Source organism: Sphingobium scionense, from assembly GCF_014197035.1.
GTDB lineage: Bacteria > Pseudomonadota > Alphaproteobacteria > Sphingomonadales > Sphingomonadaceae > Sphingobium > Sphingobium scionense.
Genome location: NZ_JACIEU010000003.1, coordinates 304,961 through 321,581 on the forward strand (window position 1 = coordinate 304,961; position 16,621 = coordinate 321,581).

Consider the following 16,621-nt stretch of genomic DNA (forward strand, 5'->3'; position numbering starts at 1 on the left):
GACTTAAATTATGCGCTCAGTTACAGCACATATTTGCTGAGGTCGGTGTCATGAGCGACGGCCGACAATTGCTTGTCGACATAGGCCTGGTCGATCACCAGCGTCTCGCCGCGCCGATCTTCCGCCTCGAAGCTCACATCCTCCAGCAGCTTTTCCATGACCGTCTGCAGGCGGCGGGCGCCGATATTCTCGATCTCGCTGTTCACTTCGGCGGCGATCTTGGCGACGGCGCGAATGCCTTCGGGCGTCAGGTCGATCGTCACTTCCTCGGTCGCCAGCAGCGCACGATATTGCGCAACAAGACTGGCCTTGGTGTCGGACAGGATCGCGACAAAATCCTCCTCGGTCAGCGCCTTCAACTCCACGCGGATCGGCAGGCGGCCCTGAAGCTCGGGCAGCAGGTCGCTGGGCTTGGCGACATGGAAAGCGCCCGAGGCGATGAAGAGGATATGGTCGGTCTTCAAAGGACCATATTTGGTCGAGACGGTCGTACCCTCGATCAACGGCAGCAGGTCGCGCTGCACGCCTTCACGGCTGACCGAGCCGCCACGCACGTCGCTGACGGCGATCTTGTCGATCTCGTCAAGGAAGACGATGCCATTCTGCTCGGCGCTGGTGATGGCGACGCGGGCGACGTCATCCTGGTCCAGACGCTTGTCCTGTTCTTCCTCGACCAGCTTGTCCCAGGCGTCGGCGACGCGCATCTTGCGGCGCTTCTTCTGCTGCTGGCCAAACGCCTTGGACATCATGTCGCTGAGGTTGATCATGCCGACCTGGCCGCCCATGCCGGGGATTTCCATCGGCATCGACGGGGTGTCGGCGACTTCCACCTCGACCTCCACCTCGTTCATCTGGTTATTCTCGATCTTCTGACGGAAAGAGAGGCGGGTGGCTTCGCTCGCATCCTTGCCGGTCAGGGCATCGAGCAGGCGCGCCATGGCGGCGTCCGACGCCGTTTCGCGTACCGCCTCGCGGCGGCGGTCCTTCTCCAGGCGCACGGCTTCCTCGACCAGATCGCGGACGATCTGCTCGACATCGCGGCCGACATAGCCCACCTCGGTGAACTTGGTGGCCTCGACCTTGACGAAGGGCGCATCGGCCAGCTTCGCCAGGCGCCGGCTGATCTCGGTCTTGCCGCAGCCCGTCGGCCCGATCATCAGGATATTCTTCGGCGTCACCTCGTCGCGCAGGTCGGCGGGCAAATGCTGGCGGCGCCAGCGGTTGCGCAGCGCGACGGCGACCGCGCGCTTGGCATCATGCTGGCCGATGATATGCGCGTCGAGCGCGGCAACGATGGCTTTGGGGGTCAGATTGTCGTTCATGGTCTCTTCTTGGGATCTCAGGCTGCGCTGTCGAGCGTTTCGATGGTGAGCTGGTCATTGGTGTAGACGCAGATGTCGGCCGCCACGGCCATCGCCTTGCGGGCGAGGGTTTCGGCGTCTTCCTCATATTCCACCAGCGCGCGGGCGGCGGCGAGCGCGAAATTGCCGCCGGAGCCGATTGCGGCGACACCACCCAAAGGCTCCAATACGTCGCCATTGCCGGTCAGGATCAGCGTCACATCCTTGTCCGCGACGATCATCATCGCTTCCAGGTTGCGCAGATATTTGTCGGTGCGCCAGTCCTTGGCGAGTTCAACGGCGGCGCGCATCAACTGGCCGTTATGGCGTTCCAGCTTGGCTTCGAGCCGCTCGAACAGGGTGAAGGCATCGGCGGTCGCGCCGGCAAAGCCGCCGATGACGCTGCCGTCATGCAGGCGGCGCACCTTGCGGGCATTGGGCTTCATCACCGTCTGGCCCATGGAAACCTGTCCATCGCCGGCGACGACGACTTTCCCATTCTTGCGGACCGACATGATGGTGGTGCCATGCCAGACAGGCATGGAAGAGCGGTTATGGTCGTTCATGACCGCGCATATGGGAGTGACAGTCTAGCGCTGCAAGCATCTATGTAGAAACCCGTGGCCGCCGTCGAAACGTGCCATTTGCGCGACGATTTCTGACTATTGGTTGAGGAACCAACGCCCATCAATTGACATTGTGCATCGCAGCATTCATTTTCGGAAGTCCCAAATGGAGGGAAGTTACGCATGACTCTCAAGGCCAGAGCACAGGAAAAGGTCGAGCGCGCGGGTATTTCCAACTATTCGTTCGACCGCGATGTTCTGGTCATGTGTGGTGTGCGCTATGCCATTGAGGCATGCGAATGCGGCGAGCCGGATTGCGACGGTGTGCGCTTGCGCAAGGCTGCTGCCTTTCCGCCCATCCTGCAATGAACGGGGCGACGCCAGGCCGCCCCATTCCGATGATGCTTAGTTGATCACTTCCTTGCCCGCAGTGCCGACGGATTCGATATCGCGGCCGACGCCCTGCACAGTATTGCAGGCGGCGAGTGCGGACAGGAGCATGCTGGCAAGGACGAGGCCGACGGTCTGACGCATTGATCGTGAACTTTCTGATCGGTGTTGGTGGTGCATTTATAGTGCGGCCGAACGCGCTGGACAGAGATAATTTCCCAAAAGCCGCGCGGCGATGCTTGACAGGTTCGGCAGCGGATGCCAAAGGCCGCCTCCTCCTTACAGGGGGCGCGTAGCTCAGCGGTAGAGCACACCCTTCACACGGGTGGGGTCACAGGTTCAATCCCTGTCGCGCCCACCATGGCTTCCCGGTCATGGCAGGACATATTCTTCCAACAGATTGATCTTTTCCATCGCATCGCGCTAAGCGATCGGCATGTCTTGCGGCGTCCTTTCGGATGTCGCCCGGAAAGGATGATGATGTCCCCATATCTGAAGGCCGGCGCTGCGCTGGGCGCCCTGCTGCTGCTTCCTGCCACCACTGTGCAGGCGCAGGACAAGCTGACGCTGGAGCGCGTGTTCGCAAGCCCCGATCTTGCCGGCCCGCAGCCGCGCGCGCTGAAGCTGTCACCCGACGGCAAGCTGGTGACCTTGCTCAAGCCGCGCCCCGATGAAAAGGAGCGGCTCGATCTCTGGGCGATCGACACCGCCACCGGCGCCGAGCGGATGCTGGTCGATTCGAAGAAGGCCGGCAGCGGCGCGGAACTGAGCGAAGCGGAGAAGATGCAGCGCGAGCGTGACCGTTCGGTCGCCGGCAGCACCGGTATCACCAGCTATGACTGGTCGCCCGATGGCAAGACCATTCTGGTGCCGGTCGATGGCGACCTCTATCTTGCCGCACTGGACGGCAAGGTAACGCGCCTTACCGACACGCCGGACGGCGAACTCAATGGCGTGGTCAGCCCCAAGGGCGGTTTCGTGTCCTTCGTCCGCGGCGGCAACTTGTTCGTGAAGCCGATGAGCGGCAGCGAGAAGCAACTGACCCAGGGGGCCAGCGATACGGTCAGCTGGGGCGTGTCCGAATTTGTCGCGCAGGAGGAAATGGATCGGCGCACCGGTTACTGGTGGTCGCCGACCGATGCGATGATCGCGGTCGCGCGGGTCGATGAAAGCCCGGTCGGCATCGTTACCCGGACCGCGATCGGCGGTGAAGGCACGAAGGTCTATCAGCAGCGCTATCCCGCCGCTGGCACGCCCAACGCCATCGTAGATCTCTTCGTGATGAAGGCGGACGGTTCGGGTCAGGTGCAGGTCGACCTTGGCGCTGACAAGAATGTCTATCTGGCCCGTGTCGACTGGTCGAAGGACGGCAAGACCCTCTATGTCCAGCGCGAAAGCCGCGATCAGAAGCGCTTGGACCTGCTGGCGGTCGATCCGGCGACCGGCAAGGCAAAGATCGTCCTCACCGAAACGTCAAAAAGCTGGATCAACCTCAGCAATAATTTCACGCCGCTGAGCGACGGCAGCTTCCTGTGGTGGTCGGAAAAGACCGGCCATGGCCATCTCTATCACGTCCGGAACGGCAAATGGACTGCGCTGACCAGCGGCGAGTGGGAGGTGCGCGACATTGTCGGCGTGGATGAGGGCAAGGGCCTGGTCTATTTCACCGGCAACCGCGACACGCCGCTGGAGCAGCAGCTCTATGTCGGGTCGCTGGCCAAGGCTGGCCCGCTCAAGGCGCTGACCGCCAAGGGCTGGTGGAACGAGGCGGTGATGGATGGTGCGGCCAGCCGGATCGTCGTCACCCGCCAGAATGCCGACCAGCCCAAGCAGGTCTATCTGGCCGATAGCGCGGGCAAGCAGTTGCAGTGGATTTCGGAAAATGCGCTGAAGGGCGATCATCCCTATGCGGCCTATCTGGCGAGCCATGCGAAAACCGTGTTCGGCACCGTCAAGGCGGCCGATGGCAGCACGCTCTATACCAAGATGCTGACCCCGCCGATGGAGCCAGGCAAGCGCTATCCGGTGTTCATGATCCATTATGGCGGTCCGGGGGCCGGGCGCCAGGTGACGAACATCTGGACCGGCGCGCTCAACCAATATCTGGTCGACCAGGGCTGGATCGTCTTCTCGATCGACAATCGCGGCACGCCCGATCGCGGAAAGGCATTCGAGGACCAGATCCATCACGCCATGGGCACGGTCGAGGTCGACGATCAACTGAAGGGGGTCGAATGGCTGAAAGCCCAGCCCTTCGTCGATCCCAAGCGGATCGCCACCTATGGCTGGTCCTATGGCGGCTATATGTCGTTGAAGCTGGCGGAAAAGGCGCCGGGCACCTTCGCCGCGATCGTCTCGGGCGCGCCGGTGACCAAGTGGGAGTTTTACGACACCCATTATACCGAACGCTATCTGGGCCAGCCGCAGGACAAGCCCAGCGCCTATCCGGGCTCGGATGCGGTCGATGATGCGGTGAAGATCAAGGACCCGCTGCTGCTGATCCACGGCATGTCTGACGACAATGTCGTGTTCGACAACTCCACCGCGTTAATGGCCAAGATGCAGGGCGCGGCCGTGCCGTTCGAGCTGATGGTCTATCCGGGGCAGACGCACCGGGTGGGCGGTCCGAAGATCGGCGTTCACCTCTGGACCACGATCGAGAACTTCCTGCGCGACCACGGCGTTTCGCCCCAGGATTGACGATTGCCCAAACGAAAATGGCCTCCCGCTCGGAATGAGCGGGAGGCCATTTTGCATGGATCGCGATCGGTGTCAGCGCCAGGCGTGGAAGATCGCCCGGCGATAGCGGTCCTTGCGGCGGAACGGCATGACCCAGCGCCGCCAGCCCAGATTGTCCAGCGTTTCGGGCAGCACCTGGAAGCGTGTATAGCCGAAGCGGCGACACATTTCGCGCAGTGCCAGGATATTGGGCGCCCAGAAATTGGTGGGATCCTCGTCCAGTTCCAATTCGGTGAACAGCCGCATGGCAGGAACCGGCTCATGGCGAAGCGCGGTGACCGTTTCGATCACCAGATGGTCGCTGCTCATGGCCGCGGCGGCTTCCAGAACGCGATAGGGATCGGTAACATGGTACAGTACGCCCAGCAGCAAGACCATGTCGAACTGGCCTAGTTCCTCGACCCGATGTTGTGGGACGTCCAGGTCAAGTGAGCGCACGGACGAAGCGAAGCGGGCATGGGCGTGATTGAACCCGCGCTTGTCGCCCCAACCTTCGCCAGACCAGCAGAAATGATCGGTGGCAAGCACTTCGGCCGCACCGCGCCGTTCTGCCTCGAACGAGAAAAACCCGTCCCAGGCACCAATGTCGAGGATGCGTTTGCCAGTGATCGGCTGGTTGAAAATCAGGTCCGCTTCGCCCCGAAGCGGTTCGAGCGGCTTGATGCCTTGGACCTTCTCGCCATCGGGAAATGCGAAGGAGTGAAACCAGCGATCGGGCAGGGGGGGTAACGTCAGCGACGACATCAAGAACAATTCCAGGAACACTGAATAAGGATGGGCTTCCTAGCCGCGTCTGCGCGCCGCGACAATCCATTGACTATCTTTGGCAATAGCCCTTCTTTCTGGACAAATCGCGTCACTGCGCTATGCGCCACCCCGCAATACTGCATGGAGCGGAGTGTTAAGTCATGGGTTACAAGGTCGTCGTCGTTGGTGCCACCGGTAATGTGGGCCGCGAGATGCTGACCATTCTCGCTGAACGCGAATTCCCGATTGACGAGATTGCGGCGGTTGCATCGTCGCGGTCGACCGGCACCGAAATTGATTTCGGTGACTCCGGCAAGACACTCAAATGCAAGAATATTGAACATTTCGATTTCACCGGCTGGGACATTGCCCTGTTCGCAGCGGGCTCCGGCCCGACCGCCGAATATGCACCCAAGGCGGCGGCGGCCGGCTGCGTCGTGATCGACAATTCGTCGCTCTATCGCATGGACCCTGACGTGCCGCTGATCGTGCCCGAGGTGAACCCGGACGCGATCGACGGCTACAAGAAGAAGAACATCATCGCCAACCCCAACTGCTCGACCGCGCAGATGGTCGTGGCGTTGAAGCCGTTGCACGACGCCGCCAAGATCAAGCGCGTCGTCGTCGCCACCTACCAGTCGGTGTCGGGCGCCGGCAAGGAAGGCATGGACGAGCTGTTCGAGCAGTCGCGCAACATCTTCGTCGGCGACCCGGCCGAGCCGAAGAAGTTCACCAAGCAGATCGCCTTCAACGTGATCCCGCACATCGACGTCTTCCTGGACGATGGTTCGACCAAGGAAGAGTGGAAGATGGTCGCGGAAACCAAGAAGATCCTTGATCCCAAGATCAAGCTGACCGCGACCTGCGTGCGCGTGCCGGTGTTCGTCGGTCACTCCGAAGCGATCAACATCGAGTTCGAGAATGAAATCTCGGCGAAGGAAGCGCAGGACATCCTGCGCGAGGCGCCCGGCATCATGCTGGTCGATAAGCGCGAGGACGGCGGCTACATCACCCCGATCGAGTGCGTCGGCGATTTCGCGACCTTCATCAGCCGCGTGCGTGAGGATTCGACCGTTGATAACGGCATCAACCTGTGGTGCGTCAGCGATAATCTGCGCAAGGGCGCGGCGCTGAACGCGGTGCAGATCGCTGAACTGCTGGGCCGTCGCCACCTCAAGAAGGGCTGAGCCTGCACATGGTCTCCGGCGCTGTCGCGACGTGGAAGGCTCTTCCTGTCGCGCAGCGCCGGATGATCGCCGCCTTGCTGGTGGCAATCGGGCTGGCCAATGTCGTGCAGCCCTTTCCCGATCTCGCGCCGTTGCAGCATGGGCCGACGTTGCTGCTGACGCTCACGGCGCCCTGGCTTCTCAGGCGCTGGCCGTTGTCGACCGGATCGGTCGTCTGCATCTGGCTGTTCCTGCTGCTCCACACCTTCGGTGCGCGCTGGATCTATTCCTATGTGCCCTATGACGATTGGGCGCGGATGCTCAGCGGCCATGATATTTCCAGCCTCCTCGGCCTCCATCGTAATGCCTATGACCGGCTCGTCCATTTCGCCTTCGGTGCGCTGCTGACGGCGCCGGTGGCGGAGGTTGCGCGACGCAAGGGCAGCCTGCGCCAGGGCTGGAGCCTGGTCTTCGCCTTCGCAGCGATCGGCCTTGGCAGCGCGCTCTACGAGATTTTCGAATGGCTGCTGACGGTGATCGCCGCCGGCGAGACGGCCGATTATTATAATGGGCAACAGGGCGATGTCTGGGATCCGCAAAAGGACATGGCAGCGGCCCAGATCGGCAGCGCCCTTGCCCTGATCGCGCTCTTGCGCCGCCGGAGCGGAAATCCTATCGGCGAGGCCCCAAGCCCCGAAGGACCAGCACAATGACCGACCTGCAGATCGAACGCCACGATATCAAGGGCCTGGGTGGCCTGCCGATCGCCGTGCATGTCGTGGGCCAAGGGCGCGACCTGGTGCTGATCCACGGCTATTTCTCCAACGCCTGGACCAACTGGATCCGTTACGGCCATGCAGCCAAGCTGGTGGAGGCGGGCTTCCGCCTGATCATGCCGGACCTGCGCGGCCACGGCGAAAGCGGCAAGCCGCATGATGCGGCGGACTATCCGGCCGATGCGCTGACCGACGACAATCTGGCGCTGGTCGAGCAGATGGGGCTGACCGACTATGATCTGGGTGGCTATTCGCTGGGTGCGCGCACGACAGTGCGGATGCTGGCGCGCGGCGCGACCCCGCGACGGGTGATCCTGGCGGGCATGGGGCTGCGGGGGCTCACCCGGACGCTCGACAAGGGCGGTTATTACAAGAAGGTGCTGACCAATCTCGGCACGTTCGAACGCGGCACGTCGGAGTGGATGACCGAGGCGTTCCTCAAGACCACCAAGGGCGACCCGGTGGCGATGCTGCATATCCTCAATACCTTCGTCGATACCGACGAGGCGACCATTGCCGGCTTCCAGCAGCCGGCCGAAGTGATTTGCGGCGCCGACGATCAGGACAACGGCATCGCGCAGGAGCTGGTCGATACGCTGCCCAACGGCCGTTATGTCGAGATACCGGGCAATCATATGAATGCGGTCACCCGCAAGGAACTGGGCCAGGCGATGGTCGGCTTCCTGACCGCTTGACTGTCTCGTCCGCCTAATCCACCTTGGCCCCATAAGAAGACCTGAGGGGCCAAGTTCCATGAAAATCGCCATTTCGATCGCCGCGCTTGCGGCTGCCCTTGTTGCATCGCCGGTGCTGGCGCAGCAGGCACCGGCCACGCAGCAGCCGACCGCGGCGGAGGCAGAATCCTTCCTGACCAAGGCGGAGAAGGCGCTGTTCGATCAGTCGCTGATCAGCAGCCGTGCCGCCTGGATCAACGCGACCTACATCACCGACGATACCGATGCGCTCGCGTCCTATTTCGGCGCAATCGATACGACGATGCGGGTCGACTATGCGCTGGAGGCGGCCAAGTTCGCGACCGCGCCGGGCCTGAGCGAAGAGACAAGCCGCCGCCTGACGCTGCTGCGCACGGCGCTGACCTTGCCCGCGCCGACCACGTCGGGCGCCTCGCAACAGCTAAACGACCTCGCCACCAAGCTGCAGTCCACCTATGGCAAAGGCAAGGGCACGCTCAACGGCCAGCCGATCAACGGCAGCGACATCGAAGAGAAGATGGGCACGGACCGCAACCCGGACGAGCTCAAGGAGATGTGGGTCAGTTGGCACGACAACGTCGGTGCGCCGATGCGGGGCGACTATGCCAAGCTGGTGACGATCGCCAACCAGGGCGCCAAGGAACTGGGCTTTGCCGATACCGGCGCGATGTGGCGGTCCAAATATGACATGCCGGCCGGTGATTTCGCCAAGCTGACCGACAAGATCTGGGCCGAGGTGAAGCCACTCTATGACGAGTTGCACTGCTATACCCGGACCAAGCTCAACGAGAAATATGGCGATGCCGTCCAGCCAAGGACCGGGCCGATCCGGGCTGACCTGCTCGGCAATATGTGGGCGCAGGAATGGGGAAATATCTATGATATCGTCGCACCCGCCGGGGCCGGTGATCTGGGCTATGATGTCACCGACCTGTTGAAAGCCAAGAATTACGATCCGATCAAGATGGTGAAGACGGGCGAAGGCTTCTACAGCTCGCTGGGCTTTGCGCCGCTGCCCCAGACCTTCTGGGATCGTTCGCAGATTACAAAGCCGCGCGACCGCGAAGTGATCTGTCACGCTTCGGCCTGGGATATCGACAACAAAGACGATATCCGCATCAAGATGTGCACCAAGGTGAATGGCGACGACTTCGTCACTATCCATCATGAGCTGGGCCATAATTATTACCAGCGCGCCTATAATATTCAGAAGCCGCTCTATCTCGATGGCGCCAACGATGGCTTCCATGAGGCGATCGGCGACTTCATCGCGCTGTCGATCACGCCCGACTATCTGGTGAAGATCGGCCTGCTTGATCCGGCCAAGGTGCCGGGCACCGACAAGGATCTGGGCCTGCTGCTGCGCCAGGCGATGGACAAGGTGGCGTTCCTGCCGTTCGGTCTGCTGATCGACAAATGGCGCTGGGGCGTGTTCGACGGATCGATCCCGGAATCCCAATATGAGTCGGCCTGGACCGACCTGCGCCGCCAGTATCAGGGCATCGTTCCGCCCGTAACGCGCGACGAAAGCAAGTTCGATGCCGGCGCCAAATTCCATATTCCCGGCAATACGCCCTACACCCGTTACTTCCTGGCGCGCGTGCTGCAGTTCCAATTCTATGAAGCGGCCTGTCGCCAGTCCGGTTGGAAGGGGCCGCTTCATCGCTGTTCCTTCTATGGAAACAAGGCTGTAGGGGCAAAACTTGACGCCATGTTGCAGATGGGTGCGTCCAAGCCATGGCCCGACGCGCTGCAGGCTTTCACCGGTAGCCGGGAAATGTCCGGCAAGGCGCTGGTCAACTATTTCGCGCCCCTTCAGGGCTGGCTCAAGGAGCAGAATAAGGGCAAGTCCTGCGGCTGGTAAGTCGCCGTAAAACTTGGTAAATGGCCGGTGTATGAGCGCACCGGCCGTTATCCTCTCCCTGCTTTTCGGTACTGCCCTGGTGATGACAGTCGCCATGGCCGTCTCTTGGCTGCACTTCGGCCGGCAGAAGCATGTGCTGACCTGGACTGCATCCTATGCGGTTGCCATCCTCCAGTGGATCGCCAACGCGGGCGGCTATTTCCTGCAAAGCCGGTTGCTTTTCATCCTGACCGGCATCGGCCTCATCATCAGCGCATCATTGCTGGCCATCGGCATCCGCCAGCGTTCGGGCCGGCCTTTGCAGCTATTCGCCTTTGCCGTGCCGGCCATTCTGGTGAGTCTGGCAATGGCGATCGCGATCGGGCCGGTGGGTAGCCAGATCATGCAGGGAATGATTATACCGACATATGTCGGGTTGCTGATGGCGGTCAGTGCCCTGTCTCTCTGGCCGCGCAACCGATCCTTCACGCCACCGGAATTCGCCTTTTTCGTTATATTGCTCGCTTTTGCCATCGGGCAGTTGGCACTCGCCGCCTCCGCAGCCCTGATCAGAGGCCCCGAAGAAGGCAAGGAGCTTTATCGCGCGATCCTTGGGCTGTTCATGCCGACCGTCTATGTCGGCACGGCCGTGGCAGCCGTGCTGGTGGTCGCGGGCGACCTGGCCCAGCAATTGCGCCAGAAGATGATGCATGACCCGCTGACCAATGTGCTCAATCGGCGGGGCATCGCGGAGGCGGCAGAGCGGGCGATCGCCAATGCCCGGCGTCAAGGGCGGCCCGTTTCATTGGTGATTTGTGATCTTGATGGCTTCAAGGGGCTGAATGATGGCTATGGCCATATGGCCGGTGACGCGGCGTTGCGCGGCTTTGCCCATTTGCTGACCAATGCGGTGCGGCGTGGCGATGTGGTCGGTCGCCTGGGCGGCGACGAGTTCGGTTTGCTGATGGTGGATACGGGTGCAGAGGTTGCAGCCGACGCGATGGAACGCGTGCGGGTCGAAATCAGCTGCCTGCGCCTTGGCGAGGCGCCCCATGCGCTGCTGCGGGCGAGCTTCGGCGTCACCGATTTGCGGCCGGATGATCGGGAACTGGACGACCTGGTCGCGCGGGCCGATGCGGCACTCTATGCCGCGAAGCGCGAGGGCAAGAACCGCGTCACGGTATCCCGCGCCGCCGCCTGATCCTGGGGATCGGGCAGCAGCGCGGCAATCGCCATATTACCGGAACGGCGGTTCGTTGAAGGCGCGCAGCTTGCGGCTATGCAGCTTGGGGCCTTCCTGGCGCAACAGTTCGCAGGCCATCAGGCCGACGCGCAGATGGCCGGCAATCGCCTCCTCATAAAAGCGATTGGCCTGGCCCGGCAGCTTCAGTTCGCCATGGATCGGCTTGTCCGATACGCAGAGCAACGTGCCATAGGGGACGCGGAAGCGATAACCTTGGGCCGCGATGGTGGCGGACTCCATGTCGATGCCGACGGCGCGTGACAGGCTGAAGCGCAGGGCGGAGCTGGAATAGCGCAATTCCCAGTTGCGATCGTCGGTGGTGACGACCGTGCCGGTGCGCAGGCGTCGCTTGAAATCCTCCGGATTGCCGCCACCCAGGATTGTTTCGGCTGCGCTCGCCATGGCGACCTGGACCTCGGCGATTGCCGGCACCGGGATTTCCGGCGGCAGCATCTCGTCCAGCACATGGTCGTCACGCAGATAGGCATGGGCCAGCACATAGTCGCCGATCCGCTGACTGGGGCGGAGGCCGCCGCAATGGCCGATCATCAGCCAGGCTTCGGGACGGACGACAGCGAGATGGTCGCAGATCGTCTTGGCGTTGGATGGGCCGACGCCGATATTGACCAGGGTGATGCCGCTGCGATCGGGCGCGATCAGGTGATAGGCCGGCATCTGGTGCTTGCGCCAGGCGCTGTCGGCGATCATCTGCGCGGGATCGGCGGTTTCGGGCGTCACATAGACGCCACCGGCACCGGACAGGGCCGTAAAGCGGCTGCCGGGCTGCTGCAGTTCCTTGCAGGCCCAGTCCACGAACTCGTCGACATAGCGATGATAGTTGGTGAACAGGATATAGCGCTGCACATGCTCGGCCGGGGTGCCGGTATAGTGCTTCAGGCGCGCCAGCGAGAAATCGGTACGGAGCCCGTCGAACAGGGCGAGCGGGCGGTCCCCTTCGGCATCCGGCGTGAACAGGCCATCGGCGATCTCATCGCCGATCTCGGCCAGTTCCGTTGCCGGGAAGTGGCGCGCCAGTTCGGTCGGCGGCGTGCCGTCGAGCGCATTGATGTCGAGTCCGTCCAGGACATAGGGGAAGGGGATCTGCTGATCCGACAAGCCGGTTTCGACCTCCACGCCATAGTCGCGGACCAGAAGGTCGATCTGTTCGGCGAGATAATCGGCGAACATGGCGGGCCGGGTAACGGTGGTCACATAGCGGCCGGGTTTCGACAGGCGCGCGAAGGAGCGGCCCGGCGGCGGTGCCTGACTGTCATCCTGATAGGTGACCCGCAGTTCGGGGTAGCAGAAGCGCCGATCGGCCCGAGCTTCGGGCGGCGGGATGCTGCCGTCGCGGGCATAGGCCCGCATGGCCTCCCGCAGATTTTCGATGGATGTCTGATAGATGGCGTCGAGTTGCGCGACGATCGCTGTGCCGATGCTCTGTGTCATCACCTCTTGCTACCGCACTTGTGTGACGGAAGGAAGATGCCAGCGAAACAATCGCGCGCCCGACCGATCCGGCCCGGCGCGCGACCGGAAAAATTCAGAGCTGTTCGAGCATGAAGTCGGCCGAGGAGACCTTGAAGTCGCCCGGTGCTTCGACGTTCAGTTCCTCGACGACGCCGTCCTTGACGATCATCGAGAAGCGCTGGCCGCGCTCGCCCAAGCCAAACTTGCTGCCGTCCATGGTCAGGCCCACGGCCTGGGCGAAGCTGCCATTGCCGTCGGCCAGCATCGTCACCTTGTCATCGGCACCGGCCGACTTGCCCCATGCGCCCATGACGAAGGCGTCGTTGACGGCGGTGCAGGCAATCTCGTCCACGCCCTTGCCCTTGAGGGCCTCGGCCTTTTCGATGAAGCCGGGCAGATGCTTGGCCGAGCAGGTCGGCGTGAAGGCGCCGGGCACCGAGAAGAGGGCAACGGTGCGGCCCGCGAAATATTCGTCCGAAACAACCTGTTCGGGGCCGTTTTCGGTCATCTTCGTGAAGGTCGTGCTGGGAAGGCGGTCACCCTTGGCGATGGTCATATCTTGTCTCCTGGCCTGTGGCGTCGCGGAGTTCGTTGCTCGTGCGCCGCCTGTCAAGGGCGCGGCGGTGGAATATGCCATGATGCCCCCTGGATACGGTGGCTGCCAATTGGCATTTGCGCGTTTCTGCCTATATTCCAAAGCATGACTGATCCCCGCTTCTATGGCGGCCGCTTCCTTCTGGCATTGCCGGGCATGGAGGATGAGCGCTTTGACCATTCTGTGATCGCGCTATGCGTGCATGACGAGGATGGGGCGCTGGGTATTTCCTTGAGCGAGGAAGTGGAGGGGATCGGGCTGCGCGATCTGCTCCAGAGTTTCGATATCGATGGCTCGGCTATTCCCGACCAGCCGGTGCTGAAGGGCGGGCCGGTGGAACCGCGGCGGGGCTTCGTGCTGCATTCGCTCGATTGGGCGGGGCAGGATATGGTGCAGTCCGGCCCGAACTGGGGGCTTTCCGGCTCGCTCGACATATTGAAGGCGATTGCCGAAGGGCGCGGCCCCAGCCGTTATCTTGTCGCCTTGGGCTATGCCGGCTGGGCGGCCGGGCAGTTGGAGCAGGAAATGACCGGCGAGAGCTGGTTCCTGGCCGAGGGTGGCGTGGACCTGCTGTTCGACACGCCTGCGCATCGCAAATGGAGCGCAGCCTATGCCGCCGCGGGCATTGATTCGGCCCATCTGGTGAGTGGCGGCGGGTCGGCCTGAGGTTTTGATCCGTTGCGCAGCCGATTTCTGGCTGTTGCGTGGGCAGAATGATGATGCGCATCCGCCGCTTGTTCTGTTATCGTAACTGAACCGTTTAGGGTAAATTCGCCTTAACCAGAGTGCGATAGATTGCGGCAATCGGTCCCGCCCATTCTCCGTCATGGGGAAAATGCGGGGTTATTTCATGAAGAAGATTATCTGCGCGGCGCTTGCCGCAGCGATGCCGCTCGCGCCGGCGTCGGCGGCGACCTGCTGGAAGAAGGATCATGTGGAGGCGGCCCAGGTCCGCAATTTCGAGATGATGTTGATGGTATCGGCGCTGCGCTGCAACACGAGCGCCTATGATTTCCTACCCGCCTATAACCAGTTCGTACGCGAAAAGCGGGTGGCGCTGGTCGAGGTGAATGACGCACTGCGCAGCCATTTCGCGGACGTTGCGGGTCTGGAAGGCGGCCTCGACGCCTATGATGATTATGTCATCATGCTGGCGAACAGCTATGGCGCAGGGGCCGGCGGGCTGGAATGTCGGGATCTTCAGGCGATCCAGGCGGCGGCCAACGCGGTGCCGGCCAATCGGGCCGCGATCTGGAAATTGTCGGATGCTGCCGGCATAACGCCACGGATCGATGCGCCCCAATGCGACATGGCGATCGCGCTGGCGAACGACCTGCTGGCGGATGAGGATGTCAGTGGAGGTTTGGTCGGCCGATCCATGGCGCTGGCGGAAGGGGCGGTACGTCAGCCGCCTGCGGTGGTTCGCGGACCGGCCAACTGACACATAAAGAAAACTTTATATCGAGTTGCCATGCCCGGCGGCGATTGGTAAAGCCCAACCATCGCCGCCGCCTTCCTTATGCCGGCGGCCAGTCAATTTCTAATGATGGAGACAGGCTCGTGGCCACCGTACCCGCTGACAAGGCGCAGGATTATGTGATCGCCGATATCGGTCTTGCCGCTTTTGGCCGCAAGGAAATCGAGATCGCCGAAACCGAAATGCCCGGCCTGATGGCTCTGCGCGCCGAGTTCGGCGCGTCGCAGCCGCTCAAGGGGGCGCGCATCACCGGTTCGCTGCACATGACGATCCAGACTGCGGTGCTGATCGAAACGCTGACCGCGCTGGGCGCGCAGGTCCGCTGGGCGACGTGCAACATCTATTCGACGCAGGACCATGCCGCCGCCGCCATCGCCGCGTCGGGCGTGCCGGTCTTCGCGATCAAGGGTGAAAGCCTTCAGGAATATTGGGACTATGTCGAGCGTATCTTCGACTGGCACAATGACGACAGCGGTGTCTGCAACCTGATCCTGGACGACGGCGGCGACGCCACCATGTTCGCCCTGTGGGGTGCGCGCGTGGAGGCGGGTGAAGAGCTGTTCACCCCGTCGAACGAGGAAGAGGAAATCTTCGTCGCCGTGCTGAAGCGCGTTCTCAGGGAACGTCCCGGCTTCCTGACCAAGACCGTCCAGTCGATCAAGGGCGTGTCGGAAGAGACGACCACTGGCGTCCACCGCCTGTATGAACTGTCGAAGAAGGGCAAGCTGCCTTTCCCCGCGATCAACGTGAACGACAGCGTCACCAAGTCGAAGTTCGACAATCTCTATGGCTGCAAGGAATCGCTGGTCGACGCGATCCGTCGCGGCACCGACGTCATGCTGGCCGGCAAGGTCGCCTGCGTCGCCGGCTTCGGTGACGTCGGCAAGGGTTCTGCCGCGTCGCTCCGCAATGGCGGCGCCCGGGTGCTGGTGACCGAAGTCGATCCGATCTGCGCGCTGCAGGCCGCGATGGAAGGCTATGAGGTCGTGACGATGGAAGAAGCGGCGCCGCGCGCCGACATCTTCGTCACCGCGACCGGCAACGAAGGCGTCCTGACCGTCGATCACATGCGCGCCATGAAGAATATGGCGATCGTGTCGAACATCGGTCACTTCGACAGCGAGATCGAGATTGCCGGCCTCGCCAATATGAAGTGGACCGAGATCAAGCCGCAGGTCGACGAAGTTGAGTTCCCCGATGGCAAGAAGATCATCGTCCTGTCGAAGGGCCGCCTGGTCAACCTGGGCAACGCCACCGGCCACCCCAGCTTCGTGATGTCGGCCAGCTTCACCAACCAGACGCTGGCTCAGATCGAGCTGTGGACCAAGAGCGAGACCTACGGCAACGACGTCTATGTCCTGCCCAAGCATCTGGACGAAAAGGTCGCCGCGCTGCATCTGGAAAAGCTGGGCGTGAAGCTGACCCAGCTCAGCCAGCGCCAGGCCGACTATATCGGCGTGCCGGTCGAAGGCCCGTTCAAGCCGGACCATTACCGCTACTAAGACAGGAAAAGGGGGAGGGCCATCCTCCCCCTTTTTACCTTATCTGATGCCCGG

The 16,621-nt window shown here is 62.3% G+C and carries 16 protein-coding genes and 1 tRNA gene; 11 read left to right on the top strand and 6 right to left on the bottom strand.

The genetic code is table 11. The features are described 5' to 3' along the window. Positions 1-20: 20 nt before the first annotated feature. Both hslU and hslV read right to left on the bottom strand, forming a co-directional pair. Positions 21-1,322: an ATP-dependent protease ATPase subunit HslU gene (gene hslU, locus GGQ90_RS05040; RefSeq protein WP_188081118.1), complete on the bottom strand. Its 1,302-nt coding sequence runs from the start codon at positions 1,320-1,322 to the stop codon at positions 21-23. 17 nt (positions 1,323-1,339) lie between these two features. Then, a complete protein-coding gene (gene hslV, locus GGQ90_RS05045) occupies positions 1,340-1,906 on the bottom strand; it encodes an ATP-dependent protease subunit HslV (protein WP_281391417.1) in 567 nt (188 codons plus the stop codon). A 183-nt stretch (positions 1,907-2,089) separates the two neighbouring features. Here hslV and GGQ90_RS05050 point away from each other — a divergent pair, with 183 nt between their 5' ends. Then, positions 2,090-2,275, top strand: a complete 186-nt coding sequence (locus GGQ90_RS05050; protein ID WP_188081119.1) for a hypothetical protein — start codon at positions 2,090-2,092, stop codon at positions 2,273-2,275. A gap of 36 nt (positions 2,276-2,311) precedes the next feature. Here the strand turns inward: GGQ90_RS05050 and GGQ90_RS05055 are convergent, their stop codons facing one another. Then, positions 2,312-2,440 carry an entericidin gene (locus tag GGQ90_RS05055; protein WP_188081120.1) on the bottom strand — a complete coding sequence of 43 codons (129 nt, stop codon included), beginning with the start codon at positions 2,438-2,440 and terminating at the stop codon, positions 2,312-2,314. Positions 2,441-2,582: 142 nt separating this feature from the next. Between GGQ90_RS05055 and GGQ90_RS05060 the strand changes: the two genes are divergently transcribed. Beyond that, positions 2,583-2,657: transfer RNA gene (locus GGQ90_RS05060), tRNA-Val, on the top strand. A gap of 119 nt (positions 2,658-2,776) precedes the next feature. Continuing rightward, complete coding sequence (locus GGQ90_RS05065; RefSeq protein ID WP_188081165.1) at positions 2,777-4,996, top strand: S9 family peptidase; 2,220 nt, start codon at positions 2,777-2,779, stop codon at positions 4,994-4,996. Positions 4,997-5,068: 72 nt separating this feature from the next. On the opposite strand, the gene GGQ90_RS05070 is transcribed toward GGQ90_RS05065, so the two are convergent. Next, positions 5,069-5,779 carry a class I SAM-dependent methyltransferase gene (locus GGQ90_RS05070; RefSeq protein WP_188081121.1) on the bottom strand — a complete coding sequence of 237 codons (711 nt, stop codon included), beginning with the start codon at positions 5,777-5,779 and terminating at the stop codon, positions 5,069-5,071. A 164-nt stretch (positions 5,780-5,943) separates the two neighbouring features. Between GGQ90_RS05070 and GGQ90_RS05075 the strand changes: the two genes are divergently transcribed. From GGQ90_RS05075 to GGQ90_RS05095, 5 genes are read left to right on the top strand one after another with little or no spacing between them, the layout of a single operon-like run. After that, a complete protein-coding gene (locus tag GGQ90_RS05075; RefSeq protein WP_188081122.1) occupies positions 5,944-6,969 on the top strand; it encodes an aspartate-semialdehyde dehydrogenase in 1,026 nt (341 codons plus the stop codon). Positions 6,970-6,977: 8 nt separating this feature from the next. Further along, positions 6,978-7,661: a DUF2238 domain-containing protein gene (locus GGQ90_RS05080; protein ID WP_188081123.1), complete on the top strand. Its 684-nt coding sequence runs from the start codon at positions 6,978-6,980 to the stop codon at positions 7,659-7,661. Next, entirely contained in the window at positions 7,658-8,419 is a 762-nt protein-coding gene (locus GGQ90_RS05085; protein ID WP_188081124.1) for an alpha/beta fold hydrolase, read from the top strand. The genes GGQ90_RS05080 and GGQ90_RS05085 overlap by 4 nt, the downstream gene beginning before the upstream one ends. Before the next feature lie 58 nt (positions 8,420-8,477). Continuing rightward, on the top strand, positions 8,478-10,301 hold the full coding sequence (locus tag GGQ90_RS05090) for a M2 family metallopeptidase (RefSeq protein ID WP_188081125.1): 1,824 nt from the start codon (positions 8,478-8,480) through the stop codon (positions 10,299-10,301). A 31-nt stretch (positions 10,302-10,332) separates the two neighbouring features. After that, complete coding sequence (locus tag GGQ90_RS05095; RefSeq protein ID WP_188081126.1) at positions 10,333-11,481, top strand: GGDEF domain-containing protein; 1,149 nt, start codon at positions 10,333-10,335, stop codon at positions 11,479-11,481. 36 nt (positions 11,482-11,517) lie between these two features. Here the strand turns inward: GGQ90_RS05095 and GGQ90_RS05100 are convergent, their stop codons facing one another. Together GGQ90_RS05100 and GGQ90_RS05105 are read right to left on the bottom strand one after the other, a co-directional pair. Beyond that, positions 11,518-12,972, bottom strand: a complete 1,455-nt coding sequence (locus GGQ90_RS05100; protein ID WP_188081127.1) for an AMP nucleosidase — start codon at positions 12,970-12,972, stop codon at positions 11,518-11,520. Between the two features lie 94 nt (positions 12,973-13,066). After that, positions 13,067-13,549: a peroxiredoxin gene (locus GGQ90_RS05105; protein WP_017499748.1), complete on the bottom strand. Its 483-nt coding sequence runs from the start codon at positions 13,547-13,549 to the stop codon at positions 13,067-13,069. Positions 13,550-13,693: 144 nt separating this feature from the next. Between GGQ90_RS05105 and GGQ90_RS05110 the strand changes: the two genes are divergently transcribed. The 3 genes from GGQ90_RS05110 (at position 13,694) to ahcY (ending at position 16,567) form a co-directional block, all read left to right on the top strand. Then, entirely contained in the window at positions 13,694-14,254 is a 561-nt protein-coding gene (locus tag GGQ90_RS05110) for a YqgE/AlgH family protein (RefSeq protein ID WP_188081128.1), read from the top strand. A gap of 184 nt (positions 14,255-14,438) precedes the next feature. After that, positions 14,439-15,029, top strand: coding sequence for a hypothetical protein (locus GGQ90_RS05115; protein ID WP_246428129.1), 591 nt, complete (start codon positions 14,439-14,441; stop codon positions 15,027-15,029). A gap of 119 nt (positions 15,030-15,148) precedes the next feature. Continuing rightward, positions 15,149-16,567 (top strand): adenosylhomocysteinase, encoded by a 1,419-nt coding sequence (gene ahcY, locus GGQ90_RS05120; RefSeq protein ID WP_188081130.1) that lies wholly within the window; start codon positions 15,149-15,151, stop codon positions 16,565-16,567. Positions 16,568-16,621 lie beyond the last annotated feature (54 nt).

Bases quoted from the DNA above. Each gene is read 5' to 3' on its own strand.
- GGQ90_RS05115 (WP_246428129.1), top strand. From the start codon at position 14,439: ATGAAGAAGATTATCTGCGCGGCGCTTGCCGCAGCGATGCCGCTCGCG.
- GGQ90_RS05110 (WP_188081128.1), top strand. From the start codon at position 13,694: ATGACTGATCCCCGCTTCTATGGCGGCCGCTTCCTTCTGGCATTGCCG.
- GGQ90_RS05065 (WP_188081165.1), top strand. From the start codon at position 2,777: ATGTCCCCATATCTGAAGGCCGGCGCTGCGCTGGGCGCCCTGCTGCTG.
- GGQ90_RS05095 (WP_188081126.1), top strand. From the start codon at position 10,333: ATGAGCGCACCGGCCGTTATCCTCTCCCTGCTTTTCGGTACTGCCCTG.
- GGQ90_RS05070 (WP_188081121.1), bottom strand. From the start codon at position 5,779: ATGTCGTCGCTGACGTTACCCCCCCTGCCCGATCGCTGGTTTCACTCC.
- hslU (WP_188081118.1), bottom strand. From the start codon at position 1,322: ATGAACGACAATCTGACCCCCAAAGCCATCGTTGCCGCGCTCGACGCG.
- GGQ90_RS05050 (WP_188081119.1), top strand. From the start codon at position 2,090: ATGACTCTCAAGGCCAGAGCACAGGAAAAGGTCGAGCGCGCGGGTATT.
- GGQ90_RS05080 (WP_188081123.1), top strand. From the start codon at position 6,978: ATGGTCTCCGGCGCTGTCGCGACGTGGAAGGCTCTTCCTGTCGCGCAG.
- GGQ90_RS05075 (WP_188081122.1), top strand. From the start codon at position 5,944: ATGGGTTACAAGGTCGTCGTCGTTGGTGCCACCGGTAATGTGGGCCGC.
- GGQ90_RS05085 (WP_188081124.1), top strand. From the start codon at position 7,658: ATGACCGACCTGCAGATCGAACGCCACGATATCAAGGGCCTGGGTGGC.
- GGQ90_RS05105 (WP_017499748.1), bottom strand. From the start codon at position 13,549: ATGACCATCGCCAAGGGTGACCGCCTTCCCAGCACGACCTTCACGAAG.
- GGQ90_RS05090 (WP_188081125.1), top strand. From the start codon at position 8,478: ATGAAAATCGCCATTTCGATCGCCGCGCTTGCGGCTGCCCTTGTTGCA.
- hslV (WP_281391417.1), bottom strand. From the start codon at position 1,906: ATGAACGACCATAACCGCTCTTCCATGCCTGTCTGGCATGGCACCACC.
- GGQ90_RS05100 (WP_188081127.1), bottom strand. From the start codon at position 12,972: ATGACACAGAGCATCGGCACAGCGATCGTCGCGCAACTCGACGCCATC.
- GGQ90_RS05055 (WP_188081120.1), bottom strand. From the start codon at position 2,440: ATGCGTCAGACCGTCGGCCTCGTCCTTGCCAGCATGCTCCTGTCCGCA.